The organism is Opitutaceae bacterium (genome assembly GCA_041395105.1).
GTDB lineage: Bacteria > Verrucomicrobiota > Verrucomicrobiia > Opitutales > Opitutaceae > B12-G4.
The window spans coordinates 423,097-449,971 of record JAWLBB010000002.1 but is presented as its reverse complement, the minus strand read 5'-3'; the positions used below and the strand labels follow the sequence as shown (position 1 = coordinate 449,971).

Annotated in this window: 25 protein-coding genes; 10 read left to right on the top strand and 15 right to left on the bottom strand. The window is 61.5% G+C overall.

The window, feature by feature from the left end; genetic code table 11:
* Positions 1–89: 89 nt before the first annotated feature.
* From R3F07_08695 to rnc, 3 genes are read right to left on the bottom strand one after another with little or no spacing between them, the layout of a single operon-like run.
* On the bottom strand, positions 90–1,088 hold the full coding sequence (locus R3F07_08695; protein MEZ5276443.1) for a peptidylprolyl isomerase: 999 nt from the start codon (positions 1,086–1,088) through the stop codon (positions 90–92).
* A 4-nt stretch (positions 1,089–1,092) separates the two neighbouring features.
* A complete protein-coding gene (gene mfd, locus R3F07_08690) occupies positions 1,093–4,506 on the bottom strand; it encodes a transcription-repair coupling factor (GenBank protein ID MEZ5276442.1) in 3,414 nt (1,137 codons plus the stop codon).
* The gene (rnc, locus tag R3F07_08685; GenBank protein ID MEZ5276441.1) at positions 4,503–5,216 is read right to left on the bottom strand and encodes a ribonuclease III; all 714 of its coding nucleotides are present in this window, start codon (positions 5,214–5,216) and stop codon (positions 4,503–4,505) included. Before rnc ends, mfd begins: the two co-directional genes overlap by 4 nt.
* Before the next feature lie 372 nt (positions 5,217–5,588).
* Here rnc and trpA point away from each other — a divergent pair, with 372 nt between their 5' ends.
* Positions 5,589–6,395 (top strand): tryptophan synthase subunit alpha, encoded by an 807-nt coding sequence (gene trpA / locus R3F07_08680; protein ID MEZ5276440.1) that lies wholly within the window; start codon positions 5,589–5,591, stop codon positions 6,393–6,395.
* Between the two features lie 7 nt (positions 6,396–6,402).
* On the opposite strand, the gene R3F07_08675 is transcribed toward trpA, so the two are convergent.
* Positions 6,403–7,224 carry a UDP-2,3-diacylglucosamine diphosphatase gene (locus tag R3F07_08675; GenBank protein ID MEZ5276439.1) on the bottom strand — a complete coding sequence of 274 codons (822 nt, stop codon included), beginning with the start codon at positions 7,222–7,224 and terminating at the stop codon, positions 6,403–6,405.
* A gap of 121 nt (positions 7,225–7,345) precedes the next feature.
* Between R3F07_08675 and miaA the strand changes: the two genes are divergently transcribed.
* Positions 7,346–8,326 (top strand): tRNA (adenosine(37)-N6)-dimethylallyltransferase MiaA, encoded by a 981-nt coding sequence (miaA, locus tag R3F07_08670; GenBank protein MEZ5276438.1) that lies wholly within the window; start codon positions 7,346–7,348, stop codon positions 8,324–8,326.
* Here the strand turns inward: miaA and R3F07_08665 are convergent.
* The 6 genes from R3F07_08665 to argS form a co-directional block, all read right to left on the bottom strand.
* Positions 8,248–9,807, bottom strand: coding sequence for a TolC family protein (locus R3F07_08665; GenBank protein MEZ5276437.1), 1,560 nt, complete (start codon positions 9,805–9,807; stop codon positions 8,248–8,250). The two genes, miaA and R3F07_08665, sit on opposite strands and share 79 nt — an antisense overlap.
* A 125-nt stretch (positions 9,808–9,932) precedes the next feature.
* On the bottom strand, positions 9,933–10,181 hold the full coding sequence (locus R3F07_08660) for a zinc ribbon domain-containing protein (protein ID MEZ5276436.1): 249 nt from the start codon (positions 10,179–10,181) through the stop codon (positions 9,933–9,935).
* Positions 10,182–10,206: 25 nt separating this feature from the next.
* Positions 10,207–11,868 (bottom strand): peptidyl-prolyl cis-trans isomerase, encoded by a 1,662-nt coding sequence (locus tag R3F07_08655; GenBank protein ID MEZ5276435.1) that lies wholly within the window; start codon positions 11,866–11,868, stop codon positions 10,207–10,209.
* A gap of 64 nt (positions 11,869–11,932) precedes the next feature.
* Positions 11,933–13,411 (bottom strand): YihY/virulence factor BrkB family protein, encoded by a 1,479-nt coding sequence (locus tag R3F07_08650; protein MEZ5276434.1) that lies wholly within the window; start codon positions 13,409–13,411, stop codon positions 11,933–11,935.
* Positions 13,412–13,486: 75 nt separating this feature from the next.
* A complete protein-coding gene (locus tag R3F07_08645; protein ID MEZ5276433.1) occupies positions 13,487–14,251 on the bottom strand; it encodes a GYF domain-containing protein in 765 nt (254 codons plus the stop codon).
* Between the two features lie 147 nt (positions 14,252–14,398).
* On the bottom strand, positions 14,399–16,153 hold the full coding sequence (argS, locus tag R3F07_08640) for an arginine--tRNA ligase (GenBank protein MEZ5276432.1): 1,755 nt from the start codon (positions 16,151–16,153) through the stop codon (positions 14,399–14,401).
* 166 nt (positions 16,154–16,319) lie between these two features.
* Between argS and R3F07_08635 the strand changes: the two genes are divergently transcribed.
* Positions 16,320–17,663, top strand: coding sequence for a thymidine phosphorylase (locus tag R3F07_08635; GenBank protein MEZ5276431.1), 1,344 nt, complete (start codon positions 16,320–16,322; stop codon positions 17,661–17,663).
* Positions 17,664–17,744: 81 nt separating this feature from the next.
* On the opposite strand, the gene efp is transcribed toward R3F07_08635, so the two are convergent.
* Entirely contained in the window at positions 17,745–18,308 is a 564-nt protein-coding gene (gene efp, locus R3F07_08630; protein MEZ5276430.1) for an elongation factor P, read from the bottom strand.
* A gap of 79 nt (positions 18,309–18,387) precedes the next feature.
* Positions 18,388–18,615, bottom strand: a complete 228-nt coding sequence (locus R3F07_08625; protein ID MEZ5276429.1) for a hypothetical protein — start codon at positions 18,613–18,615, stop codon at positions 18,388–18,390.
* A gap of 304 nt (positions 18,616–18,919) precedes the next feature.
* Here R3F07_08625 and R3F07_08620 point away from each other — a divergent pair, with 304 nt between their 5' ends.
* Together R3F07_08620 and lpxA are read left to right on the top strand one after the other, a co-directional pair.
* Positions 18,920–20,248, top strand: a complete 1,329-nt coding sequence (locus tag R3F07_08620; protein MEZ5276428.1) for a bifunctional UDP-3-O-[3-hydroxymyristoyl] N-acetylglucosamine deacetylase/3-hydroxyacyl-ACP dehydratase — start codon at positions 18,920–18,922, stop codon at positions 20,246–20,248.
* 19 nt (positions 20,249–20,267) lie between these two features.
* Complete coding sequence (gene lpxA / locus R3F07_08615; protein MEZ5276427.1) at positions 20,268–21,056, top strand: acyl-ACP--UDP-N-acetylglucosamine O-acyltransferase; 789 nt, start codon at positions 20,268–20,270, stop codon at positions 21,054–21,056.
* Between the two features lie 44 nt (positions 21,057–21,100).
* Here the strand turns inward: lpxA and hisI are convergent, their stop codons facing one another.
* Genes hisI through R3F07_08600 form a run of 3 tightly spaced genes read right to left on the bottom strand, consistent with a single transcriptional unit; the run spans position 21,101 to position 22,577 of the window.
* Positions 21,101–21,541 (bottom strand): phosphoribosyl-AMP cyclohydrolase, encoded by a 441-nt coding sequence (hisI, locus tag R3F07_08610; GenBank protein MEZ5276426.1) that lies wholly within the window; start codon positions 21,539–21,541, stop codon positions 21,101–21,103.
* The gene (locus R3F07_08605; GenBank protein MEZ5276425.1) at positions 21,538–22,269 is read right to left on the bottom strand and encodes an HAD-IA family hydrolase; all 732 of its coding nucleotides are present in this window, start codon (positions 22,267–22,269) and stop codon (positions 21,538–21,540) included. The genes hisI and R3F07_08605 overlap by 4 nt, the downstream gene beginning before the upstream one ends.
* Positions 22,266–22,577 (bottom strand): gamma-butyrobetaine hydroxylase-like domain-containing protein, encoded by a 312-nt coding sequence (locus R3F07_08600; protein MEZ5276424.1) that lies wholly within the window; start codon positions 22,575–22,577, stop codon positions 22,266–22,268. Before R3F07_08600 ends, R3F07_08605 begins: the two co-directional genes overlap by 4 nt.
* A gap of 250 nt (positions 22,578–22,827) precedes the next feature.
* On the opposite strand from R3F07_08600, the gene R3F07_08595 reads away from it, so the two are divergent.
* The 5 genes from R3F07_08595 to R3F07_08575 are packed head-to-tail and all read left to right on the top strand — an operon-like array spanning position 22,828 to position 26,764.
* Positions 22,828–23,280, top strand: a complete 453-nt coding sequence (locus R3F07_08595; GenBank protein ID MEZ5276423.1) for a mraZ — start codon at positions 22,828–22,830, stop codon at positions 23,278–23,280.
* Positions 23,277–23,663, top strand: coding sequence for a hypothetical protein (locus tag R3F07_08590; GenBank protein ID MEZ5276422.1), 387 nt, complete (start codon positions 23,277–23,279; stop codon positions 23,661–23,663). Before R3F07_08595 ends, R3F07_08590 begins: the two co-directional genes overlap by 4 nt.
* The gene (rsmH, locus tag R3F07_08585; protein MEZ5276421.1) at positions 23,644–24,606 is read left to right on the top strand and encodes a 16S rRNA (cytosine(1402)-N(4))-methyltransferase RsmH; all 963 of its coding nucleotides are present in this window, start codon (positions 23,644–23,646) and stop codon (positions 24,604–24,606) included. Before R3F07_08590 ends, rsmH begins: the two co-directional genes overlap by 20 nt.
* Positions 24,603–24,986 (top strand): hypothetical protein, encoded by a 384-nt coding sequence (locus tag R3F07_08580; GenBank protein MEZ5276420.1) that lies wholly within the window; start codon positions 24,603–24,605, stop codon positions 24,984–24,986. Before rsmH ends, R3F07_08580 begins: the two co-directional genes overlap by 4 nt.
* A 5-nt stretch (positions 24,987–24,991) precedes the next feature.
* Positions 24,992–26,764 (top strand): penicillin-binding protein 2, encoded by a 1,773-nt coding sequence (locus tag R3F07_08575; protein ID MEZ5276419.1) that lies wholly within the window; start codon positions 24,992–24,994, stop codon positions 26,762–26,764.
* Positions 26,765–26,875: the final 111 nt, after the last annotated feature.

Sequence of the window (26,875 nt, the reverse complement as noted above, 5' to 3'; positions counted from 1 at the left end):
GCTGGTGGTCCTCGCAGCGCGTGCCCTGCAGACCGGCCCTGCCGACTGCTTCCCATCGGGGCAAAGTCCCTCCTTCCGGAGTTCTGCCTCTAGTTGAAGTACCGAACGTAGCCGTCGCGACGGAGGCGCTCCAGGTAGCGTTCCTGAGCATCGCGCGACATCTGGCTGATCAGGATGCGCTCGATCTGGTCACGGACCTCGGAGATGGGTTGGACACCGGCATCGCGCTTGTCCTCCACAAAGAGGATGAAAATGTCCTTTTCGGTCCGGATCGGTTGGCTGAAGGCTCCCTTTTCGAGCGAGAAGGCGACGTCGGCCAACTCCGGTTTCAGGTCTTCACGGTTGATCCACCCCCAATCACCGCCCTGGTTGCGCCGCGTGTCCTGACTGTACTGGGTGGCGAGATCTTCGAATTTCGCTCCCTTGCCCAATTGATCGATAATGGTGTCGGCGGATTGTTCGAGGACTGCGGAGTCCTCATCGGCCAACTGGGTCAGGCGGATCAGCCGCAGGTGGACGCTGTCTCCCTGGTAGAAGCGTTCCTGGTTTTCCTTGTAGTAATTCTCGATCTTGACCGGGCTGACGATGCTCTGGGACTTGCGGAGCTGGCTGCGCATATAGCCGACGATGATCTCTTCACGGACGATGTCGCGGTATTCACGGGGGGTTTTCCCGATGGAGTTCAGGTATTCAAGGAACTTGCTCCGGTCCGAGTCAAACTGGGTGATGAGTCGTTCCTGGACCTCGTTCTCTACGAAGCTCTCGGGGATCCGGCGTTTCTCATCGCTGTAGAAGTCCTTAACAATGAGGGTCTGGTCGGTGAGGTTCTGGATGATATCGTCTTCAACCTGTTCGAGGTTCTTCCGGAATTCCGCCTCGGTGCGACTCTGGGAACGAATCTGGGGAAGGAGCGGCTCGATTTCCCGGCGGATATCCCCAACGGTGATGATCCGGTCCTCGACAATTGCCGCGATACCGTTGGCAAAGCGGGCGCCGACCGGGTCGCCGGTGGTCTGAGCGGGGGCTAGGGTGGGAAGGAGGCAGAACACCAAGAAAGCGATCGGGCGCGGAAACTGCTTGATGATCATTGGTTTACTTCGGTGGGAGATTTCTCAGGAAGACTTTGACTTCATTCAAACGTACGAGGGGATCAGATGCGGTCAAGCGGGGAAAGCGGCTGCCCAACATGACGAAGTCATCCGGGTTGCGGCTCGCCCGCCGGCATTTGAGGCGATTCCCTTCGGTTTCGACCGAAACGATCCCCTTCTGTTCCGCGAGGCACCGGATCTCAGTCAGGGCGAGAAGAGCCTCCAGTTCGATGGGTCGTTTTCCGAAACGATCCTCGAGTTCCTCGCCGATCTCCCGGAGTTGACGAACCGATTCGGCCATGGCGAGGCGCCGGTAGACATCGATCCGCAGGCGGGTCTCGGTGATGTAGGCCGGAGGAATCCGGGCCTCAGTCGGCGCGCAACTCCCGTCGTTGATCTCCTGTTGTTTGAGCACGGTGAATCCATCCGAATAGCGGCTCGATGTTTCCGAGCGGCCTTCTCCCTGATAGACAAAGTCGAGTTTGACTGATGCCCGGATGGTGGCGGCGATCGGTTCGCCCTTCAGACGGGCGATCGACTGGCGCAGCAACTGGCAGTAGAGATCGAAGCCAACCCCCATGATATACCCGCTCTGCTGCTGCCCGAGTAGGTTTCCGGCTCCGCGGAGTTCGAGATCGCGCATGGCGATCCGGAAACCGGCTCCGAGCTGGTTGTGTTGACGGAGGGCGTGCAGGCGTTTGCGGGCGAGATCGAGCAGGCGGGAATGTCGATGAAGCAGCAGATAAGCGTAGGCCTGATGCTTGAATCGACCGACCCTGCCCCGGAGTTGGTAGAGCTGGGAGAGGCCGAAGCGATCGGCTCCTTCGATGATGATGGTATTGCAGTTCGGGATATCGAGGCCGGATTCGATGATGGTGGTGCAGACGAGGACCTGGAAGCGGCCGTCAATGAACTCGACCATGATCCTTTCCAGGTCCTTTTCATCCATCTGCCCGTGACCGACGGCAAAACTCGCTTCCGGGACCAGCTGCCGCAGGCGGGACGCGACTTCGTCGATCGTCTGGACCCGGTTGTGGAGGTAGAAGACCTGTCCGCCGCGTCTGATTTCCTTGCGGATGACTTCGGCCACGAGCTTTTCCTCGTAGCTCTTGACGATGGTGATGATGGGGCGGCGTTCGGCCGGCGGGGTTTCGATCACGCTCAGGTTGCGGGCGCCGACCAGAGCCTGGTAGAGGGTTCGCGGGATCGGGGTCGCGCTCATCGAGAGAACCTCGACGTTGGCCCGCCAGGTTTTGAAGACCTCCTTGTGGCGCACCCCGAAGCGTTGTTCCTCGTCGATGATGACCAGCCCAAGATCCCTGAAGACCACATCCTTCTGGATGAGCCGATGGGTGCCGATGAGGATGTCCACCCGGCCGCCGGCCAGCGAATCCAGGATCTTGATCTGGTCCCTGCGCGTCCGGAACCGACTGACCATCTCGACCACGACGGGGAATCCGCTCATACGTTCCCGAAAGGTGTTGAAGTGCTGTTGGGCCAACACGGTGGTCGGCACAAGCAGAGCCACCTGCTTCCCGCCCATGACCGCCTTGAAGGCGGCCCGCAAGGCTACCTCTGTCTTGCCGAAACCGACATCGCCGCAGATCAGACGGTCCATCGGCAATTGGTTTTCCATGTCGGCCTTGGCCTCTTCGATCGCCTTGAGCTGGTCGGGGGTCTCCCGGTAGGGAAAGGTGGCTTCAAACTCCTTCTGCCAGGCGGTGTCTTCGGGGAAGGCGAATCCCGGATGGAGGGAACGTCGCGCCTGGATCTCCAGCAATTGCGCGGCGTAGTCGAGGGTGGCCCGCTCGGCCGTCTGTCTCGTCTTTTCCCATTTGCCGCTGCCGATTCGACCGAGTTGCGGTCGAATCTTGGAAAGCCCGACGTAGCGCGAGACGAGGTGGGATTCGTGCAGGGAGACGTGCAGGGTGACACCGGCATCAAACTCGAGGGAAAGCACCTCGCGGATCTGACCGCCCGTCTCGATACTCTTGAGACCGCGATAGACGGCGATGCCGTGCAGGAGGTGGACGACGAATTCCCCTTCGACCAGATCGGCAAAATCGAGAAGCTGGTCGACCTGCGATTGGTTGACCTGGGCCCGCTGGCGGAGTCGGGGGCGCCGCTTGCGTTTGACCCCGAAGAGCTCGGTTTCGGTGACAATGACCGCGGCCGGGACGCGCTCGAGCCCTTCCCAGTGCAGGCGACCCAGTCCCTTGCGGAAGCGGATTCGAAACCCTTCGTTCAACTGACCCTCGATGAAGTGGGGACGAATCCTTCCGGCCAGACCCTCTTCTTCAAGCAGCTCGCGGACCCGATCGAATTCGCCCTGACGAGGGAGAACGAAAACCACCCGATCCCCGGCGTCCTGCCACTCCGCCACCTGGGCGAGAAAACGCCCGCGAGCCGCCTGTTCATCGATCAGCCGTTCGTCTGCGATTCGGGACGTATCCGGATACGTGCGGTAGAATTCGAGGGACTCGGCTTCATAGGTGAGGGACCGGTCTTCGTCGGAATCGTCCCCGTTCAGATCGAGATCGGAGATCGTGATCCAGGCATCCGGGTGGTTTTCCCGGGCGGCGATCAGCCGTTGCCAGGATTCCCAAACGGTGGAGCCGGGTTCGCGCGCGTGATCCGAAACAGTCCCGGCAAGCGCCTCCGGGTCGATCAGAAGCCATCCCATCGACGATCCAAGGAATCCTCGGATCCCTTCCGCCGCGGCGGGCAATTCCATTGTCGGGGAAGGTGTGACGGTGATGAAGTCGACGGCTTCGCCGCTGCGCTGGGTCACGGGGTCGAACGCCTGGACGGATTCGACCTCGTCCCCGAAGAAGTCAATTCGCCAGGGGCGATCCGCCGCCACCGGATAGAGGTCGATGATTCCCCCTCTCACCGCCATCTGGCCGGGCGCTTCGCAGACGGATTCCGTGTCGTAGTCGAAACGGTTGAGGGTCTCGATGAACTCCCGGAAAGGGAGGGGCGCCCCTTTGCGGATTTCCAGCTTGAGAGAGCGGACGGCCTCGGGTTCCGGGACAGCCTGATCGAGCGCGCGCGGCGTGGTCAGAACCACGAGGTGACCGCCCTTGGCCGGATCGAAATCGAGGAGGGCGCGGAGAGTGGCGAATCGATCGCCCGACGGTTCGAAATTCCCTGGGCCGTCGGTGGCGTCTTCGGGCAATTCGGGCAGCAACCGGCAGTCGATTGACGCATCGGTTCGCCCAGCCGCACGGTGAAACAGGCGGAGATCCTCGGCCAGGGACTCAATCTGGTGGCCATCGTTTCCGAGGATGAACCAGGGTTGTGACGGGGATCGACTGATCCAGTCCTCGATGACGGCGGCGCGTGCCGGCGGGCTCACCCCGATCAGACGGGTGGTCTTGAGATTCGGCGAGTCCGGCAGTATCGGCGGTTGCTTCACGGGAGTTGCCCGGATTGCAGGTGCTTGAGGGCCGCCCGGGCGGCCCGCTCCTCCGCCGACTTTTTGGACGTGCCGCTGCCGCGACCGATGCATACCCCGTTCAGGCTGACCTTGACCTCGAATTCCCGGCGATGGGGATCACCCGCTTCTCCGATGACCTCGTAGACCAGCGCGTGGTTGCCGTATTCGGGCTGGACCTTTTCCTGGAGCCGGCCCTTGGGATTGTGCTGATCCTGCAGGGGGGCCAGACGTCCCTCGAGAGGTCCATACCAGGCGAGAACGACAGAGGCGGCTGTCTCGAGGCCGGCGTCCTGATGGATGGCGCCGACAAGTGCTTCCAATCCATCCTCGAGTGCGGAACTGCGCCGATGGCCTTCCATGGCGTGCTCGGCCTCGCTCATGAGCAGGAGGTCCGGCAGTCCGATCTCCCTGGCGAGAACTGCGAGGAACGCCCCGCGGGTCAGGGCGGATCGGTTGCGGGTCAGGGTCCCTTCATCCATTTCAGGGAAGGCGGCGAAAATTTCCCGGGTCACCACATACTGAATAACGGCGTCTCCGAGGAATTCGAGACGCTGATAATCGCGCGATTGGACTGTCGGACGGGCGTTCAGTGAAGGGTGGGTCAGGCTTTCGATCAGCAGGTCGCGATTTTCAAATCGATGACCGATCCTCACTTCAAAAGCCTCCAGTTTCTCGATCGGGTGTTCCATGGTAGGGCGGCAGGTTGGGGCGGGACGGCCGTGGTCGAAACGCATTTGACCGGACGATCATCGGCGCGTGGGGCCCCACCGACCAGAGAGTTGCCGGTGGCAGAGGGCGTCAACGTCAAAGGTCGATCGCGAGAAGGATCCGTCCGGAGAGATGTCTGAGCCGAACCCATGCAGTCGATCTGGTCGATCTGAGACAATCTGTTGAGTGCATCGAACTTGCGTCACTCGCTCAGAATACCTTCGGGTATTCCTCGGTATTACTCAGCCCGCTGCATCTCAGCATCTTGCCTCATCTCTCAACCTCCGGCTGCATGGTTCCGGCTGAGAATATGTTCGCGCGGTTCGACCGGTTTCCGGTAGACCGGAATGGATATGGACCGGATTCGGAATGCCTTTGAAAACGCCCGGGCGGCGAAGCGTGCCTGCTTCATCGCCTATCTCTGCGCGGGAGATCCCGACTATGCGACCTCGATCGAAGCCTGCCGACGATTGATCGACGCCGGCATCGACCTGCTCGAGCTGGGGGTTCCCTTCTCGGATCCGTTGGCGGACGGGGTGACCAATCAGCTGGCCGCCCAGCGGGCTTTGGAGAGCGGGATGACCCCTGACCGGGTGCTTGAGCTGGTGCGGGCCATCCGGACCTTCAGCGAAGTCCCCATCATCTGCTACACCTATTTCAATCTGGTCTTTGCCAATGGCCTGGATTCGAGTATCCGGCGGATGCGCGAGGCCGGAGTGGATGGTATCCTTACTCTCGACCTTCCGCCTGAGGAAGCCGGGGATTACCTGAAGGCCTGTCGGACGGTCGACCTCAAGACGATCTTCATCGTGGCGCCGACCACGCCCGAGGCGCGCCTTGAGCGGATTGCGGCGGCCGCCAGCGGTTTCATCTACACGGTTTCACGGGCCGGCGTCACCGGGGTGAGGAAGGACCTTGCCGACAATATCGGCCCGATGGTGACGGGCATCCGCCGGCACACCGATCTGCCCGTTGTGGTCGGCTTTGGCATTTCCAGTCCGGACCAGGTGCAGGCCATCGCCCGCCTTTCGGACGGGGTCGTGGTGGGAAGTGCCCTCGTCTCCTGCTTTCAGGACCCGGTCCAAAGTCCGGAGGCCTCCCTTGATCTGCTCGAGCGGACTGCCCGGGATCTGCTGACCGGTCTCGATCCCCGGGATTAGGGCCCTCTCAGAGTCGAATCGCGTCGGCGATGGGCAGGGGCGGCTCCGGTGGTTCCTCCTCCTGTTCGATCATGGGTTGGCGCTCCAGAAAGCGGCCGAATTCGATCAGTTCGAATTCGCCCTCGTGGGTTTCGCCGATTGCCGTAAGCGACTCCACCCAGTCACCGGAATTCAGGTAGTGGATACCATCGATCATCTTGTCGTCCGGAGTGTGGATGTGCCCGACTATGACCCCCCGGCAGTCCCGGGAACGGGCGAGAGCGGCGATTTTCTCCTCGAAACGGGAGATGAAGGAAACCGCGCTTTTGACCTTGGCCTTGATCGCCTTGCTCAGGGAAAAGTAATCCTTGCCCCGCCAGGTCCGGTAATGGTTGTAGATCCGGTTGATGGACATGAGGAACTGGTAGCCGAGGTCGCCGAGGTGCGCGAGGAAGACCACGTTCTTGATGACTGAATCGAAGACATCGCCGTGGAGCACGAGATAGCGGCCGTTGGTGCTCTCCAGGACATAATCCTCCGCCAGCTGGAAGGTCCCGACCGAGAGGGGAAGGAAGCGGGCCAGGACATCGTCATGGTTGCCCCGCAGGTAGATGATCTCCGTGTCCCGCCTCTCCATCTTCTTCAGGATCAGACGGACAAAACGGGTGTGATCGTTCGTCCATTGACTGCCCTTCTTGAGCTGCCAGCAATCGATGATATCGCCATTCAGGATAAGCCTGTCGGAGCGGGTGCGTTTCAGAAAATGGATCACCTCCCGGACCTTGCAGTTGGGCGTGCCGAGGTGAACGTCGGACAGGATGATGGTGCGGTAGCGGTCCTTTTTCTTCATGTTGCGGGCTGGGTCAATCGCTCGGGATGATCGCCGTTTCCAGCTTTCGGATAAGGATCGGGGGGGCCGGGCGCGAGTAATTACTTGTCGCCGGGATCGATTTTCCAGAATTGTGACATGAATGGATATCGATCAGGCCCGGGACGACGCCCCGGTCATTCATGTGCTCACCGGAGCCACGGCGGTCGGCAAAACGGAGTTGTCCCTGGCCTGGGCGGAAGCTCACCAGGCCGAGATCGTCTCCTGCGATCCGCTTCTCTTCTACCGGGGAATGGATATCGGGACGGCGAAGCCGACTCTCCGGGAGCGATCCCGGGTTCCTCATCACCTGATCGATATTGCCGAGGTCGATCAGCCGTTGGATATCCGGTCCTTCGTTGAGCGGGCCGAGGCGGTGGTTGAAGATATTCTCGGTCGGGGGAAACCGGTCCTGGTCTGCGGGGCGACCGGCTTCTACCTGCAGGCTTTTTATCGGCCGGTCGTCGATGCGGTCGAGGTTCCGGACGAAATCCGCGCCGAGGTTGGTCGGCGCTTGCAGCGGGATGGGCTTCCATCCCTCGTCCGTGAGTTGCAGGCTCTCAATCCCGCGGGTCTGGGCGGCCTGGACCTGAAGAACCCGCGGAGGGTGACACGCGCCCTGGAGCGATGCCTGGTTTCGGGGCGGGACCTGCTCAGCCTGCGTTCGGCGATGAAGGCTCGGAGCAATTCACTCATCCGGGCCCGGAAGCGGACCGTTCGCCTGGTCCGCGATCGCGATGCGCTTGACCGGCGGATCCGGAAGCGGATCTCCGCGATGCTCGAGGCGGGGCTGGTCGGCGAAGTGGAGGGGCTCCTGAAGCGCGGACTGGCGAAGAACCCGAGCGGGGTCCGTGCGGTCGGTTATCGTGAAACGATTGCCTGGCTGGCGCATCCCGGACCGCTCGACGACCTGGCCGAGGCAATTGCCGGAAGCACCCGCCGGCTCGTTCGCAAGCAACTTTCCTGGTACCGGACCCAGCTGGCCCCGCACCGGGTGGTCGAGCTTCAGGAGGCGGGGGAGTTTGATGTCTCCTCGCTCTTCGAACCGGACTCGGCCGGCGGTGGCAGCATGGCGATCCCGTAGGTGGAGAGGGAGATACCCTGGACGCGCTGGAGTTCCGACCAGGCGTTCTTCAGCTCAACAAAGGCCATGAACTCGCTGACCCGGGCCTGATCGGCGCGTTGCTGGGCATCGAGAACGAGACGGCTTGTGCTCAGACCGGCTTCGAATTTCGCCTTTTCCAATTCGTATTCCTCCCGGCTGAGTCGGCTGCGCAATTGGGCGATATTGACCCGCTCCACCCCGGTCTCAGCGGCACGGACCGCCTTGCGGATATCCATCATCATCGTTCTCTCCAGATCCTGGATACGCAATTCCTCCCGTTGAAGGATGAGCTCGGTCTGCCGAAGCCGGGCCCGGCCTTCCCGTCGGCCCCAGGGCACGTTGAGAGTCAGGTCAATCTGCCAATGGTAGCCGTCCCCGGTCGGAACGCCCTCGTAGGCATTGCGGTAGGAGTCGTCGAGTCCGGTGAAGCCGACCGCTCCGCCGAGGTCCAGGTTGGGTTTGCTGCCACTGCGGGCGAGAATGACATCGTACTTGAGCTGCTCCGAAAATGAGACGGCCGAGTGGTATTCAGGCTGGAACTTCAGGGCGGTGCCGTAGGCCGCCGCCACGGACGGGATCTCCCCGGTGGAGAGATCAACCTCCAGTTCTTCGATCGGGGTGTCAAAGGGGAGATCGCCGATCAGGGTGCGCAGAAGGTCCTCGGCGTCATTGACGCCCTGCTCACTGTCAAGAACGAGGGCGTTCTGGTCGGCCAATCCAACCTCGGCCTGGGTCACATCCAGATTGGTGGCCATTCCGCTGGAGCGCCGGAAGCGGTTTTCTTCGAGGAACTTTTCGGCTACGTCGCGGGCGCTCTGGCGCACCCGGAGGGTGGCCCGTTGGAAAGCCAGATTATAGAACGCGGCCTCGGTCTGCTGCACAATGTCGAGGACCCGCGACTGAAGGACAAAATCGGCCCGGTCAACCCCGACCAGGCTTCGGTTGCGGGCGGCCCGGTTGACATCAGTTCCGAATCCGTTGAGGAGCGGTTGACGGAGGGTAAGCGAGACATCGGCGTCGTAGGCCGGGTTCAGGGTCGAGAATTCGGAATTGGTGAGGACCCGACCCATATTGGTGCTGACCGAGACGGTGGCGCCGGTGTCCACCTTCTTGCTGACGCCGATGCGGGCATCGATGCTTTCATTGCGGGGACCGTCGGAGCCGTCGAGATCGCTTCTTGAGGAACTCTGCTGGACGGTGCGGGTATTGGCCATGGCATTAAGGGCGGGATCGAACTCGCCTCGGGCGATCTGGGTCTGCTCCCTGGCCAGTTCCGGATCGATGCGTTCGGCCTGCAGGGCAAGGTTGTGCTGGAGGGCCTTTTCGATGCAGTCCTCGATCCGCAGTCTGGGCGGAACCGGAGTGTTCTCCTGGGCGGGCAGGACCGGGGAGATGAGATGCAGCAGCAAGGTGCCCTGAATGACACGGGCGAGAGGGGAATTGAGTTTTCCAGAAACCATGATCTATCGGTGGATTGGTGTGCCGTTCCGGCGCCACATTCAATACCCTGTGCAACAGGAAAAGTTACGCAAATCCCGAAATCGGCGAACGGGCATTTGATGCCTCGGTCGGTGGGTCGGGCCGTCTACAGGCGCTCAAGACTCCCGTCCGATGTCTTTCGGAAGACCTTGAATCCGGCCGTCCTGGCCTCTGCGGGGCCGACGGGACGGGTCAGCTGGGGAGATGAAACGGCTTGAGGACCTGCCGGAATGACCAGTTGACCGCAGGTCGGGCATTCAGTCAGGGGAGGGTCACCGGTGGATCCAACGATCTCGAATCCCTGGCCGCAGATGCGGCAGGGGGGCTTGAGAGGGCGATAACGTTGGAGGGGCATGCCCCGCGCGATCAGCGGTTTGGGATCAGGGCTCGGTGGCGAGCCCCGAGCGGATCAGCTCGTCCCGGATCATGTCCGAGTAGACAAGGCTCCGGCTGACATTGGCGTTGAGCCCGGCGATCTGTTCACGCATTTGCTCGGTGTCTTCTTCAACTGCACCGTCGGCCGGCAGGGACTTCGAGATGACATGCAGGATAGAGCCCTTGTCGCGGGCCACCACCATGTCGGAAACCCCGCCGGTCGGGATCGGGTCGAGTCGGGAGAGGAGGTTGTAGTCGATGCCCTCGGGCGGGTTTCGCAGGGTGAACCCATCCCACTCCCTGGTTTCCAGACCGGCCGCTTCGGCCGCTTCGGCGAAGGACTGGCCGGAGGCCAGAGCGGCGCGCAACCCCGCGGTGAGTTCCTGCCCCTTTTCGACGAAGAGTTCACGTTTGCGCTCGGCCAGGTAGTCGGCGGTCACGGCCGCGCGCACAGACTCGAATTCGGGCGTATAAGGGGCCAATCGATCCCGGTAGAAAATGAGGATGACATCATTGCCGGTGGTCAGGGGATCCGAAAACCAGTGGTCCGGGGTCAATTTGAACGCTTCTGACGCGATCTGGGGTGTCCAGGAGAGACCGGCCGGGGTTTCACTGCGGGCAAAAGGCGGGGCGGACTGCAGCGGCAGATCGGCATCGCGGATCATCCGGTTCAGCTGCTCCGAGCCGGGTTTGATCCCATTCTCGAAGAGCGCATAGGCGAAATCCGACGCGATCCGCACAGCGGAATTGCGGGCCGCATTCAGTTTCATCTCGGACTCCACCTGATCCCTCACATCGGCGAGCTGCACTTCCGCCGGCGCCTCGGCCGCTTCCCCGGTCGCCGGATCGGCTGGGGGCGGGGGTGGCTGGAAACGGGTCTTGTTGGCCTCAAAGTAGGAGACGACGTCGGCATCCTTCAGTTCGATCGAGTCGATGAGCCGGGACGAAGCAAAGGTCAGGTAGTCGACCTCCGCGCGCTCGGGGATTTCGTATCGGAAGGTGTTCTCCTGAAAAAAGGTTTCGAGCTCCTCGTCGGTCGGCTCGATGACCGGCTGAAAATCCGAGAGCGCGAGGGTTGCCTCGGCGATTGACCAGACGGACTGCAACCGCTCCTGCTGACTCTTGATTTCCGCTTCGAGGACGTAACCCGGACCGCCGACCAGCTCATTGACCAGATTGGCGCGGAAATCATCCCTCAGGACATACGCGATGATCGATTCGGACATCTGGGGATTTCTTTTGATCCCGTCCAGGAAATTGGCATACCGCGTCGGATCGTATTCTCCGTTGCTGCCGGCGAAGGCGGGCAGGTTCTGTATATAATCCGCCAGTTGAGCCTCGGTCGGCATGGGAAGGTGGAGACTCGAGGCGATGGAGAGGGCAGCGGCCCGCTGGAACGCGTAGTCCTGCAGCTGGTTGTCACCGAGGGAAGGACGCCCCGTCTGGAGGTAGGCGCTGATCTGGGCAACCTCGGAGAAGTCGCGCTGATCCTGTTCAGTGGTGAAGGGGAGGCCGAAGATTTCCCGACGGGCACCGGAACGCTCGGCGTTCCCGATTCCGGGCGATGCTCCGATCGTGAAGACGAAGGAGACAATGACAACGGCGAGGAGTACCAGGAAAAGAACCTGATAGTGTTTCTGGAAGCGCGTCTGCAGCCAGGAGATCATAGCATTGAGGGATAAAAAGGCGGGAGCGTAGACCCCGGATGACCCGTGTCAACGGGCAATCCTGTCAGGGTTGGCCCGCGGATTCCCGTCGACCGGCCTCCTTGATGAGGTCGGCCATGGTGGCGGCGCCATAGCTCTGGATCATGGCGTCTCTTCCGCGTTGCCAGTAAGCGAGCACGGCTGGATCCAGGTCCTGCGGTTCGGTCCCGGCGGGTCTTTCCCCGAGATCGGCAAACCCGGTCCGGAAATCCGCCACCCGGATACTTTCCAGAGGACGGGCGGGCTGGAAGCTGTGATCCAGGGAGGAATCATCCTTGGCGGGTGGGATGGCGATGACGAGTCCGAGGTCCTGGAGTTTGCTCAGGCTTTCATTGAGAAGCTGATTGGGGATCCGGGTCAGGGCGGCCAGATCGGATGCGGTGTAGGGCGACTGACAGTCGTGGAAACGCCGACAGACCAGCCCGAGGACAAGGAAAGAAACCAATTCCCGGGTGCGGAAACTGAGCGCGTTCCAGGCGGCCCGACTGCTCTGGAAGCTGGCGTTCTGAATCGCATAGGTGATCTGGCCGCCGCTCAGGACGATCAGCCAGAAGGTGAACATCCCGACCATGAAGACGACCAGGATGCCGACCGATCCATAGAGGCTCTGGGTCAGGACCACCCGGCGAAAGTAAAGGAAGGCGAGGTGATTGTTGAGATTGAGAAGGATAACCACGACGAACGCCCCGATGATGGCGGGCAGCCAGTTGACCCGGGTGCTCGGGATGAAGCGGTAGAATGCGGTCAGGAGGATGATGAGGACCGTGAACGAAACCAGCCAGCCCGAGCTGGAGATGAAAGACTGGATGGCGCCTCCCATCGGCAGGTTTCCGAGTCCTGAAAGGAAAGTCGAAGCCGAGAGGAGGGTCAGGCTGGCGAAGGCGAGAACGGCGCCGAGGGTCACCACCGTCCAGTAGAGAACGATGCGCAGGAGCCAGTTGCGGCCGCGGCGAACGCCCCATATGGTATTGAAGGCATCCTCGATCGAAGAAAAGAGCTGGATGACGATGAGGATCAGAATGAGGCCACCGACCAACCCGACCGTGGCCGACTTGCTGCCCTCGATGAAATTCTCGAGCATCGTCGTGAGATGCGGATTGGTCGGGGCCAGGCCGCCTTCGCCTTCGAGGGCCGAGGCGTCCGAATAGGACTCGAAGTCTCCCACCTGCGGGGCGATGAAGAGGATCCCCTTGTTGATCAGCCGGACGACCTCGTCGGTATTGCCCCGGTCGAGAGCGAATCCTGAGAAGAGCACCGCAATGCCGATCAGGGGTCCGATTCCGAGCAAGGAACTGTAACTCAGGGCGGCGGCCCGGCTTACCAGTTTGTGCTCCACCAGTCCGACCCAGACAAGGGAGACGATGCGCAGGACGGAGAACAGCCGACCGCGAATGGACCGGTCCTCCAGAGCGGCGGCGGTCCAGATCTCACTCTTGAAAAGGGTTCGGACCCTTGACGGGATGCCGGTCAACGGCTGGTAGAGTCGGTCAAGGGCACTCGGCATGAGGCGAATTCATGCAGATACCAGACCGCGGAGCAATCTCCGGAATGTCCCTTCGAGACGGCTGGGGGAAGGCGGTCAACCGCCGCTCAGCATCATGGTGTAGGCGAACCAGCCAGCCCCGGCCAGTCCCAGCAGTCCGGTCAGGAAGACCATCCCCAGATTCAGGAAGACGGTGCAGAAGTAGAGACCGACGGAGGTCGCGATTGAAGCGTAGACCATGTTCAGGTCGCCCTGTGACCAGAAGAGAAAAGCGAAGAATCCGCCGCCGATGGCCGCGCGGAGTTTGACCCACGGGTAGACTCCGGGACTGCCGAGAAAGAGAATTCCGCCTAGAAGAAGATCGATCAGACCGGCAATAGTGAACGGGTTGGTCATGATCGACCAGACGTCCAGTTCGGTGACTGCGTCGAGATTGGTGACCAGAAGTCCGAAGGAACTGATGATCATGATGAGGGAACCGAACCGAAGTCCCCAGATGGCCGCGTTGGCCATTGCTCCGGTCGGATCCCGTTTCCCGGCGGTTTCGCTGGTGCGTCCTTCGGCGGCGGCCAGCATGTCGTCGACCACGATGGGTCGGTCATCCTCCCGTTTGACGTTCAGGGTTGAAACCGTGTCCTTGGGTTTGACCTTCAGTCGGCGTCGTTCCGGAAAGAGAAAGGCCACAAGATCCTCATTGGTGGAGATCTGCACCCATTTTTCCGACGTAGCCTCGTAGTAGAAAGTATCCCGATCGACCTGCTCTGCTTCGACGAGGGACGACAGTTGATCCAGGGTGAAAGGACCGCGGGAGTCCTCGTCGCCCTCTTTGCGGATATAATACTCCTCCATTTGGGTGATCATGTTCTGAATGGCGCTAAAACCGGGACCTGGTGTGCTTCAAGGGGAATGTATCGGTCGTTCTCAGTGAAAACGTTAGGGAGGATCTGAGAAAACCGGCAAGTCCGCGACCGGGCACGGATTCCCCCGGATCTTCACCCGACGTCCTGTTTACATCCGTTTCATCGTCCGAATGGCCAGAAGATGAAGACCGGTCTCGAGGATAAGCAGGACCCGGCGGCAGAGGAGCAGACGACGCTGGCGGATGTCTTCCTCGTCAACGAGGACGCGGTTGGCGTTGTAGAAGCTGCTGAACAGACCGGCCAGTTCATAGAGGTAGGTGCAGAGGTAATGGGGACGCAGGGAAGCCGCGGTCTGTTGGATGATCGAGACAAAGGCAATGATCTTGCCGGCCAGAGCGAGTTCCTCCGGGGTGTCGAAGACCGAGGCCCGGGCCGGATCCTCGACCAGTCCGTCCCCCGATCGGCGGAAGATGCTGTGGATCCGGGCGGCCGCATACTGCAGGTAGGGGGCGGTGTTTCCTTCGAGGCTGAGGAGTTTGTCCCAGGAGAAAACATAGTCTCCGGTCCGATTCTGGCTGAGATCGGCGTAGATCACGGCACCGATCCCGACGGCTTCGGCGATTTCCAGGCTCTCCGCTTCTGGCAGGTCGGGGCTTTTGGATCGCACGGTTTGAAGTGCCCGGTCCCGGGACTCGTTGAGCAGGGTCTTCAGCCGGATCGGATCGCCGCTGCGGGTCTTGATCGCCTTGCCGTCCTCACCAAGAATCGTCCCGAAAGTGACATGGTGGAATTCCGGCATGCTGCGTCCGGTGGCGGCGAACCACTTGCGGGTGGTGAGTTCCAGTTGCTCGAAATGGTCACCCTGCCGGCTGTCGGTCACGATGATGATCATGTCCGCTCGAAAATGCTCCAACCGGTAGAGCATGGTGGCAAGGTCGGTCGAGGCGTAGTTGCTGGCCCCGTCGGATTTTCGCACGATGAACGGCTGGGTCTTGAACCGGGGATGATCCGGGTGGAAGACGACCAGGGCGCCATCGCTCTCCTCCGCGATGGCCCGGGCGGTCAGCTCGTGATAGACTTGGTCGACCTTGTCCCGGTAGAAGCTTTCTCCAAGAACGACATCGTAGTGAATGCCGAGACGATCGTAGGTGGCCTGGAGTGCCTCCAGGGTCAGGGTGTTGATCCGTTCCCAGAGAGCGAGGCTTTCCGGGTCACCGGCCTGAAGCTTGACCAGTTCTCCCCGGGCTTCCTCGAGTGCGTCGGCATCCTCGCGGGTGGCGAGGTCACCCTGCTTGTAGAGCCGCTCGAGCTCCTCGAGGGGGTCGTCCCGGAGGGCAACCGGGTCCAGAAAGCGTTTGTAGGCGTAGAAGATCTTTCCGTAGGGCGTGCCCCAGTCGCCCAGATGATTGTCGCGGACGACGTCCGCCCCGCAGAAGGCCAGCAGCCGGCAGATGGCTTCACCGATGACGAGCGAGCGGATGTGGCCGACGTGCATCTGCTTCGCGGTGTTGGGTGAACCGAAGTCGACCACCACCCGTTTGCCGTGGTAGAAAGCACCGGCTCCGCTCCTCAGGTCATCTTCGGTCGAAAACGTCTGCAGCCACTTAAGAAGAAAGGCGGGTTTCAACCGGAAATTGATGAAGCCGGGGCCGGCCAGATCGATCGAGACCGCATCGTTCAGTTCGGCGTCCTCGGTCAGTTTCCCGATGATCCGGCTGGCGATTTCCCGGGGGTTCTGACGAACGCTCTTGGCGTAGGGCAGGACACCATTGGCCTGAAAGTCCCCGAAACGAGGATCGGCCGGGCGGATGTCGGGCTGGAGTTCGGACTCGCCGAGGACGGCCGTGGCGGCCAGGCGCACTTTGCCGTCGAGAATTTTGGGCAGGTCGAACCATGGACTCATCCCTTCACTCAGGCGGGCGGCCTCGGCGGATTCAAGAACAGAGTTGGCGCCCGCAGGTCCCGGAAAGTTGGTCCGGAGCGAATTATGCCCTCGACATATCTTTCCCAATAGGTTTATACTAAGAGTTTTAGGTAATCAGACAGCACTTCGTTAGTATCTACGTTTTATGACAAGAAGAACCCTCTCCGGCCGTCGTTTTGTGAAGCCCTCCTACACCTATCTCATCGAGAAAAAGCGTGACGGTGGTGAGTTTTCGCAGGACGAAATCCGCTATATCATCGATTCGACAGAGGAAGGTGAAATCCCTCAACATCAACTGGCTGCGTTGGCCATGGCGATCTACTTCCAGGGTATGTCCGCCCAGGAGACGGCTATCCTGACCGAGGAGTTGATGCTTTCCGGTGAAGTCATTGATCTGTCACATATCGCCAAGCCGAAGATCGACAAATATTCGACCGGCGGGGTGGGCGACAAGACCTCGCTTGTTCTCGTTCCGCTGGCGGTGGCCAGTGGGATTGTGATCCCGATGATGTGCGGTCAGGAACAGGATTATGTGATTGGAACGCTCGACAAGCTCGGGGCCATCCCGGGATTCCAGAGCGATCTTTCAATCAAGACCTTCGTCCATCAGCTGGAGAACATCCAGGGGGCGATTGTCCGCCAGAGCGAGGATCTTGCCCCGGCCGATGCCAAACTTTTTGAACTGCGCCGGCAGACCGGGACCATCCCGAGTCTCCCGCTCATCACCGGAAGTGTTCTCAGCAAGAAGCTCGCCGAGGGGTCCGAAGGCCTGGTTATCGACGTGAAGTGGGGTAATGGTTCCTTTATCAAGGATTTGGAACAGGCCAAGCAACTCGCCCGGTCGATGACACGGGTTGGCCGCTCGATGAAGCGCCGCTGTGTCGCGCTCGTGACCGACATGAACCAGCCACTGGGCGATTCTGTCGGGACGGCACTGGAAGTCAAAGAAGCCATTCAACTTCTGAAGGGGGAGGGGCCGGAAGACCTCAAGGAGCTCGTGCTCAAGCTGGGGATGGAAATCGTCCGTCTGGCCGGAGTGGCCGGCTCGACCCTCTCGGCCAAACAGACCGTGCAGCGGCATCTTGAGGACGGCAGTGCCCTGGAGACCCTGAAGAAGATCGTGGCTGCCCAGGGCGGGGACACCTCCTATATAGACAATCCCGACAAGTTTCCGGCCGCCAAGCATATCCGCAAACTGCCGGCTCCCAAGCGCGGCTACGTTCACACCATCAATGCCGCCATGATCGCCCGGGGGGTTCACATGCTCGGAGCGGGTGCCTCAAAGCCCAAGGGCAAGATCGATTACGCAGTCGGTGTCTCCGAGATCAAGAAGGTCGGCACCCAGGTCAAGCAGGGTGAGCCTCTCATGATGATTCACTACAATGACGAGTCCAAGCTGGAGGCGGCCCTGGAGTCGTTCAAGGCTGCCTACCGTCTGGCGCCGAAGCGTCCGACTCCTCCGCCCCTGGTGGTCGAGCGGGTCGCCTGATCGTCGCCGCCGTTTTGCGCGGAAAGGCCCTCGGAACCGTTGCGGTCCGGGGGCTTTCATTTCCGGGGGGGAATCGGCCTTTCAGGACGTGGACCGACCCATGTAGGAACCGTCCGAGGTGCTGATCTTCAGCATCTCGCCCGCCTTGATGAAAAGAGGAACCTGGACGACGAGCCCGGTCTCCATGGTGGCGGGTTTCTGGACATTGCTGGCCGTGTCGCCCTTGAGCCCTTCAGCCGACTCCGCCACCTTCAGGATGACGGTGGAAGGAAGGGTCAGATCGACCGGGATTCCATCGACAAAGAGCACTTCAACCGAACCGTTGGGTGCCAGGTAGTTCTTGTTCTGGCCGACCAGTTCCTCCGAGAGTTCGATCGTTTCGAAGGTCTCCGGATTCATGAAGCTGAAACTGTCGCGGTCGTGGTAGCTGAACTCGAAACTCTGTCGATCGGTGGTCAGGACTTCGATCGACTCGGTGGAGGCGAATCGGACGTCCGAACTCCGGCCGGTGCGCAGATTGCGCAGCTTGGCCTGCACAAAGGCCCGCAGATTCCCGGGCGTGCGGTGCTGGGTTTCCAGGACGAGATGGCTCTCGTTCTGGTAGGAGATGACATTACCTTTTCGGATACTGCTGGCTTGAATCATAACGGTCGTGGGCTTGGTCCGTAAAGGACGGCACTTAGGCCATTGCCCGGAGCGATGTCAATACCTCGAAACGGGTGGATCAACCGATCGGGGCCAGGACCGCTTCCATCCGTGGCAGGAGGCGGCTGAATTCCCGTTCGGCCGCTGTCACCATGCCATGGTGGCGGACAATCTCCTCGAATCTTCCCGCCGGCGCGGCCAGGGACTCGGCCGGGCGTTCACCGGCTTGATGGCCGAAAGCCTGCAGGCGGGGGGCCGGAGGCGGGAACAGAAGCGTCATGGGGTGGGTGGCGGCCGGCTGGATCATGAATCTCCCGCCATCATGACACGATCCGGGCCGTGAAGGAAAGCCGACTTTAGGAAAGGGAGTCGGTTTGAGCGTTTTTTGACATTTTCATCGGGGCGGACCGGGCGCGCATCTCTGGGCTTGTCATTTGACGGTGGCCTCCGACACTGGCTTCGCCTCCGCTCTTCCCTCCGTCCTGCGTCGATCCGCTCGTGCAAACCGATTCCGCCTCACGGCGCTCACCTTCGATTTGACTGGCTCCGGATCACTTGGTTTCAGGGGTGTGAAGACCTGTCGGCGGTGGCTCAGTCCCTAAACCAATACCATGAAGCAACGAACCCTTTTGCGCGAAGTCAGCCTGACCGGCACGGCGCTGCATACCGGAGACAACGTCACCTTGACTCTGAAACCCGCCCCGGTGGACCACGGGGTGGTCTTCCGTCGGGTCGATCTGCACGGATCGCCGGAGATCAAGCCACATATAAGTCAGGTCACCGATCTGGTTCGCAGCACCACCATCACCTCGGGGCACGCCCAGATCCATACAGTGGAGCATGTCCTGAGCGCCCTGCACGGCTACGCGATCGACAATGTCGTGGTCGAGATGAACGCCAGCGAACCTCCGATCATGGACGGGTCCGCCCGGCCCTTCGTCAACCTCATCATCGAAGGCGAACCGGTGGAACAGGATCGCGACCGGGAATATTATGACCTGGAGGAGCCCGTCTCGGTCACCCGCGGGAATTCATCTCTCATCGCCCTGCCTTCGGATCAGCTGAAGATCACCTGCACCTCGGCCGACGATCGGGGCATCCACACCCAGCACCTTTCGATCACCATCGATCCGGAAATCTACGCGACCCAGATCGCGGCGGCCCGGACCTTCACGATCTATGAGGATATCGAGGAGCTGATCAAGATGGGGAAGATCAAGGGGGGCAGTCTCGACTGTGCCGTGGTCCTGAAGGGTGACAAGATCATCTCGAAGGAACCGCTTCGCTTTCCCGATGAGTTCGTCCGTCACAAGATTCTGGATATCGTCGGCGACATCCTCCTGCTGGGCCGGCCGCTCCACGCCCATATCGTCGCCGTTCGACCCGGCCACGCCATCAACGCCGACCTGACCAAGGCGCTCGCGGAGAAGCTGGAGAGCGGTCGCAAACGCAAGAAGCCGAAGGCCCGGCGCGGCACCGTCCTGCCGACGGAGACCTCCCTTGATATCAAGCGGGTCCTCGACACCCTGCCGCATCGCTATCCGTTCCTGATGGTCGACAAGGTGGTCGAGTTCGTCGGGGACGAAGAACTGACGGCGGTGAAAAACGTTACCTATAACGAGCCCTATTTTCTGGGGCACTTTCCGGGCGAGCCGGTCATGCCCGGCGTCCTCCAGATCGAGGCGATGGCCCAGGCGGCCGGGATCATCATGCTGCGGCGCACGAGCAATGAGGGCAAGACCGCCTTTTTCATGAGCTGCGACAAGGTCAAGTTCCGCAAGGCGGTCAGGCCGGGCGATCAACTCGTCATCCGGGCCCGTCTGACCAAGAGCCGCGGCAACAAGATAGGAGTGGCCGAGGCCACCTGCACCGTGGATGGTGAAGTGGTTTCCAGCGGCGAGCTGATGTTCGCCCTGATCGATGCCGAGCCATCCGATTGACGTTCGACCCTGCCTTGAAATGAGTCTGATCCATCCGACTGCGATTATTTCGGACGGTGCGGTCCTGGCTGAGGAGGTCCGGATCGGGGCCTTTGCCTTTATCGGTCCGGAAGTCACCATCGGCCGCGGCACGACCGTCCATCACCATGCCTGCGTCGAGGGACGAACGAGTCTCGGCCCGCATTGCGAGGTCTTTCCCTACGCCTGCCTCGGTCAGCGCACCCAGGATCTCAAGTATCGGGGCGGGCAGCCCGGTCTCCGGATCGGCACCCACAACGTATTCAGAGAATTCGTCACCGTCCATACGGCCACCGCCGCCGAGAGCGAAACGATCATCGGCGATCACAACCACCTTCTCGCCTACACCCATGTGGCCCATGATTGTGTGCTGGGAAGCCACATCATCGCGAGCAACAACACCACCTTGGCCGGTCATGTCGTGATCGAGGATCACGTCGTCTTCGGCGGGATGACCGGGGTGCACCAATTCTGCCGGGTGGGCACCTACTGCATGACGGGGGGAATGTCCAAGATCACCCAGGATGTCCCTCCCTACCTCATGGTTGACGGCAATCCCTCGGCCGTCCGGGCCTACAACAAAGTGGGGCTGGAGCGGGCCGGGTTTGCGGAGGAACGGATGAACCGGGTCAAGTTCGCCTTTCGGGCCCTCTATCGGGAAGGTCTCAACCGGGCCCAGGCCCTGGAAAAGATCGCCGGCCACCCCGAGGCGGCATCGGAAGAATTGACGGCCTTTCTCGACTTCGCCCGGCTCAGTTCGCGGGGCTTTGTGCCGGGGCACCGCGACTGACGGATTGGCGATCGGAGAATGAGGATCGGGACCGGCGGGGGTGTCTACTTTTTCCCGTAGATCTCGGCCGGATCAAAAAGACGGTCACCGCCGATCATGACGAGCGAACCGTCGGGCCGGACCTGCCGGTAGAAGCAGGAACGGAATCCATTGTGACAGGCCGCTCCGGTGCCCGGATCCACCCGCAGCAGGATGACGTCCTGATCGCAGTCGATCCGCATTTCCACCACGGAGAGCCGGTTGCCGGACTCCTCGCCTTTCATCCAGAGCTTGCCGCGGGAACGACTGTAGTAGGTGGCCTTGCCGGTCGTCATCGTCCGTTCGAGCGCTTCCCGGTTCATGAAGGCGAACATGAGGACGTCGCCGGAAACGGCATCCGCCGTGATGCAGGGGATGAGCCCGTCGGCATCAAACTTGGGCTGGAATTGCAGGCCGGTCTCGATGGCGGACCGGTCGGCGCGGGGATGAATGAGGGTTGTATTCATAAATTGGATCCGATGATGGGGCCGGGCAGGAGGGGGAAGAGGTCGGCCAGGCTTCCGATGGCGGGCAGATCGACCGGTCCGCCGTCGTTGCGCACGAGCAGTCCCGCCCAGCCGGCCGCGCGGGCACCGGCCAGGTCGTGGTGCCGGCTGTCGCCGACATGAAGGCAGGATTCGGCCGGTTGGCCGATCCGGGCCTCGGCCGCCCGGAAGATGCCAGTATCAGGCTTTTCAATACCAATGTCGGAGGAGATGACGACGGTATCGATCAGTTCGGCCAGTCCGGTTTCCTCGAGCACGCTGCGCAGGCGCCGGTCCCAGTTGGAAAGGACGCCGATCCGGTAGCCGCGGTCCCGCAGGGCTCGCAGGATGGCGTGGGAACCGTCAAAGACCCGCCAGCGGGCGCCGTGGCTGAAGGCGTCCCACATCGCGGCGAATACTTCCGGAAAAACCGACTCGGGCAGGGGGGCGTCCCGCACGGTGTGCCGAACAACCTGTCTCCAGAAATCCTTTTCCCGTTCCTCCGGATCGAGGACGGCAGGGTTTTTCGAGACGGTCGAGAAGGCGGCGTGAAAGGCGTTCTCGAGGGCGATGGGATCACGGGCGAGGTCGAATGAACCGAGGACTTCGGCGTAGACTTCCCCGACGGAGGGGTGGGGGGCCAGAAGAGTGCCTCCCGCATCGAAGGTGATGGCCCGGATGGCGGTGAAATCGTCCGGGGCGGAGGTCACAAGGTCGCCTTTCCCTCGCCGAGTTCGCGGAGGTAATCGTAAGTGTAGAGGCCGGTCTGGTGTCCATCGCTGAAATGGAAGCGGATCGCGTAATTGCCGATCGGCGTCCATCCGAGAAGGTCGACGTCCGGGCGTCCCGATCCGGCCTCTCCGCCATAACGCCGGCCGAAGATATCCCGCTCCCCCTGGACCTCCGCGCTGGGAGAGGCGGCCCGAAGTTCGGGGATGGGGATGAAGGTCTCGGTCCCGTCCACCCAGCGGATGGCGAGTTCTGATCCGATGATCTGGATTTCGGCTGGTGCAATCACGAGGTGCGAGTTCAACAACTGGGCCGGACCCACTCAAGCCCCGGTTTCCCGGGAATCCCGATTCGGCCGGTGGAGCCCGGCATAGGATCGGGAAACTGGGGTGATCACCCCAGTTCGATCCGCTGAAGCCGGTGTCTGTGAATAACTTGGGGATAATAAAACTGCGTTTTTGCGAAGGAGTTGCCTTGACTTAGTGGGGTGTGGTGGGGAGAAATGGGGCGTTGTGGTTTAGTATTCCCCCGATTTGCAGATGAATGGCCAAGCGAGACCGTATTATGTTGGGCGTTTCCGACATAACCTGGATTCGAAGAATCGTCTGACGATTCCTTCGAAGTGGAGGTTCGCGGGCGATGAAAACGAGGTCTACCTCGCCCTGCCGGATCCGGCCGGCTACATCACTGTTCTTCCGCCCGCCGAGGTCGACAAGCTCTACGAAAGGGTTTCCCAGAAACTCCTCAGCGACGGTGCCGCCCAGGCCTTTCTCAGCAAGTTCTTTTCCCAGGCCCACACTTTCGGATGTGACAAGCAGGGACGGGTCGGGCTTGCACCCGACCTGCTGGCCCATGCCGGGGTGGAAAAAGAGGCGGTTCTGGTCGGGACAATGACCAAGTTCTCCATCTGGAGTCCGGAGCGCTGGCAACCGGTCGATCCGCAGGCAAGCGGCGAGGATCTCGGTGGGCTCATGCGGGAGATCGGCTTATGAACGGAGCGAAGAATCGATTGCGGCAGTTCGAGGATGTCCTGAAGGCCTTTCTGGATGTCTCGCGATCGGGCAGGACCCGGAGACCCCGCTTTCCAGCGATTGAGGCGGGCGGCCGCCGCTCGCTGGTTGCCGCCGGTCTGGTTCGCGGCTCGACTTCCGGTGCCTCCGGTCCGTTGTTCTCCCGCAGTTCGCTCTTTGGGGCGGGCGGCAGCATCTCCAGGGGGCGCATCCGGCATTTCAGCGAACAGGATTTCGAAGCGGTCCCGATGCCGGGCTTTGTGCCGATCGGCGACACCCGTCGGCTTGCCTCTTCCCGCCGACGTTCGGTGGTGCCTTCGCGCTCGGGATGGAGGAGTCTATTTCATGTGTTGCTGCACCGTTGAGTCGATGGATCTTCCGGATTCCAAGGGCCACCTTCCCGTCCTTCTGGAGGAGGTTCTCGGCCTGCTGTCGCCCAAGGCGGGCGGATGCTACCTCGATTGCACCTTTGGCGGAGGCGGGCACAGTCGCGCCATACTCGAAGTCGATCCCTCGATTCGGGTGCTGGGTCTTGATCGCGATCCTGCGGCGGCAGGGCGTGCCGCGGTTCTGAGGAGCGGCTTCGGGGATAGGATGGAGTTCCTTCGCCTCGACTTTGGCGACCTTTCCTCGCTCCCGACCGGGTTGTTTGACGGAATCCTCTTCGATCTCGGTGTGTCGTCGTTCCAGCTCGACGAAACGGAGAGGGGATTCTCCTTTCGCCGAGAGGCTCCGCTCGACCTGCGGATGGATCCTGAATCCGGATTGCCGGCATCCATCTGGTTGGAAACGGCCGCGGAGTCCGCCATCGTCCAAGCAATCCGGGGCTACGGCGAGGAGAGGAGCTGGCGTCCGATTGTCCGGGCCATCCTCCGTGCCCGGGGCACCGGTCGACTGACCACCACGACAGGTCTGGCCGCGTTGATCGAGGAATCCGTTCCCGGTTACCGGCGTCACGAGAAACGTCTGCATCCCGCCACCCGTTCCTTTCAGGGCATACGGATCGCCGTCAATGATGAACTGGGTGCGCTTGAGCGGGCTCTTCCGGCCGCCTTTGACCGACTCAAACCGGGCGGGGTACTCTGTGTCATCAGCTTCCATTCTCTCGAGGACCGGATCGTCAAACGCTATTTCCGGACCAAGGCCGGGATGGCGGTCGACGCGTCAGATGGAACCCCCGATCAGCTCCGATCCCGTGAAGCCGCTCTCCTGACCCGCAGGCCGGTCTCTCCCGGTGAAGCCGAGATCGCTCTCAATCCGCGATCCCGTTCCTCCCGCCTTCGAGCCCTCCGCAAATTCGAATCATGACGACCCGACGCCCAATCGTCTCCATCCTGAATCGCGTTCTACTCTGTTCCTTTCTCCTGCTGGTCTACGCGGGGGGCATCGGCTTCGGCACCGTCTGGCTCCGGCACCAGATTGCGGTCTCGGCCAATGAGAATAAAGTGATCGAGCGCCGAATCGTGGAAATCGAGCGCGTCCTGTCGCAGGTCAATTCGGAATTGGCGGTCGCGCTCAGCCCCGACTACCTGATCGCCCGCAACCGGGAACTCAATCTCCGGCTGGCCCGACCGGTGGAGACCCAGATCGTCCGCATCCGTGACGATGTCGAGTTGCGTCTCGTCATCAAGAGTAACGAGGAGCTCTTCAGTTCCGTTGACCGACCGGTCGTCCAGTTCTCCCGTTGACCGGTATGTCGAAGCGTCTCGTATCCCGATTCCGGCTCTGCCTGGTGGCCGCGGTCATTCTCTGTTCATTCGGGGGAATCGGGGCGCGATTGGTCAACCTGCAGTACATGCAGCACGAGGAACTGGCCCGCACGGTGGAAAGCGCCCGCAAGCGGGTCGTGGTCACCAAGGCCCGGCGAGGCAATATCCTCGACACCAACGGGAATCTGCTCGCCACGAGCCGCTCCTTCATCGAAGTGGGCCTCGACCCTCAGTTGATTCGCGAGGCGGACCAGCAGAAATTCCCCGCTCTGGCCGGTATTCTCGACATCCCGATCGCCGACGTGGAAGCGGCGGCCAGACGGGGCGTAACCGCAGTCCGGTCGGACGAATCCGTAAGTCCGGGAGCCATACGCTGGGTCAAGTTGCACGAAGGCGTCGACGACGCGACCTATGACGCGGTTCGCGCCCTCGGAATTCGCGCGGTCTACGGGAACCGCGACTACCGTCGTACCTACCCTGCAGGCGAGACGGCCGCTCATCTCATTGGTTTTGTCAACCGGGAGGGGACTCCGGCCCTCGGAGTGGAATACGCTCTCGATTTCTACCTCCGTGGTCAGGATGGCTGGTATGAGTCGGAACGTGATGGGCGCCGCAACGAGGTGGCCCGATTCCGCACGCGGGACATACCGGAGGCCGACGGCCTCAATGCGGTCCTCTCGGTGGACATGGTGGTTCAGCACATCGTGGAGACCGAATTGAAGCGGATCGTCGACGAGTTCAGTCCGGTCGGCGCGACCATCATCGTGAGCGACCCGACGACCGGATTCCTCCTGGCGTTGGCCAACTACCCGACATTCGACCTCAATCACTACGGCGAGGCGGACGCTTCGGCCCAGCGCAACCGGGCGATCGCCGACATTTTCGAACCGGGTTCGACCTTCAAGATCGTGCCGGCGAGCGGGGCGCTCGAAGAGCACATGGTTCAGACGAACACGCCGGTCGATTGCAGTCAGAACTTTATCGTCGATCACGGTCGCCGCCTTCCCCTTCCCCAGGATTCCCACCCCAATGGCATTCTCACCGTCGCCGATGTGGTCAGCAAGTCGAGCAACCGTGGTGCGGCGCAATTGGGCATCGTGCTGGGCCGTGACCGACTTTACCGTTATGCCCGGGCCTTCGGGTTTGGAGAGGAGACCGGAATCATCCTGCCGGGAGAAGAGAACGGCATTTTGCACCAGGTTCGCAATTGGGACGGTCTGACCATCACCCGGCTTCCCATGGGGCACGCCATCGGAGCGACTCCTCTCCAGATCCATGCCGCCATGAGCGCGATCGCCAATCACGGGATTCTCATGCGGCCCCAGATCGTCCGGCAGATCGCCAACAGTTCCGGGGACATCCTGGTCTCGTTTGCGCCCTCCGTCCGGAGGCGGGTGGTCTCCGAATCGACTGCCCGCACCATGGCCGGTCTCCTTGAACGAGTGGTCTCGCCGGAAGGTACGGCACGCGCCGCGGCCATTCCCGGGTTTGAAGTGGCCGGAAAAACCGGCACGACCCAGAAGATCATCGACGGACGCTATTCCCGAACCCATCACGTGGGTTCCTTCAGCGGTTTCTTTCCCGCCTCCCGTCCCAGGGTGGCCGTCACTGTCATCATCGACGATGCCCGTCTCAATGGTACCGCCTATGGTTCCACCGTGGCGGCGCCGAGTTTCAGAACCATTGCCGAACAGCTGATTCCCTACCTTGGGATCAACCCGCCCGAACCCCTGGGGCGCCTCGCCCTCGTCCGCTAGTCAAAGCGCACTTACCGTGATAGGTTACCTCAATCCTTCTCAAGTTATTTTACAGAAACCGGAAACGCGTGCCATTACCGGTTTCGCGAAACGGGCCCGAAGCCGGTCGGA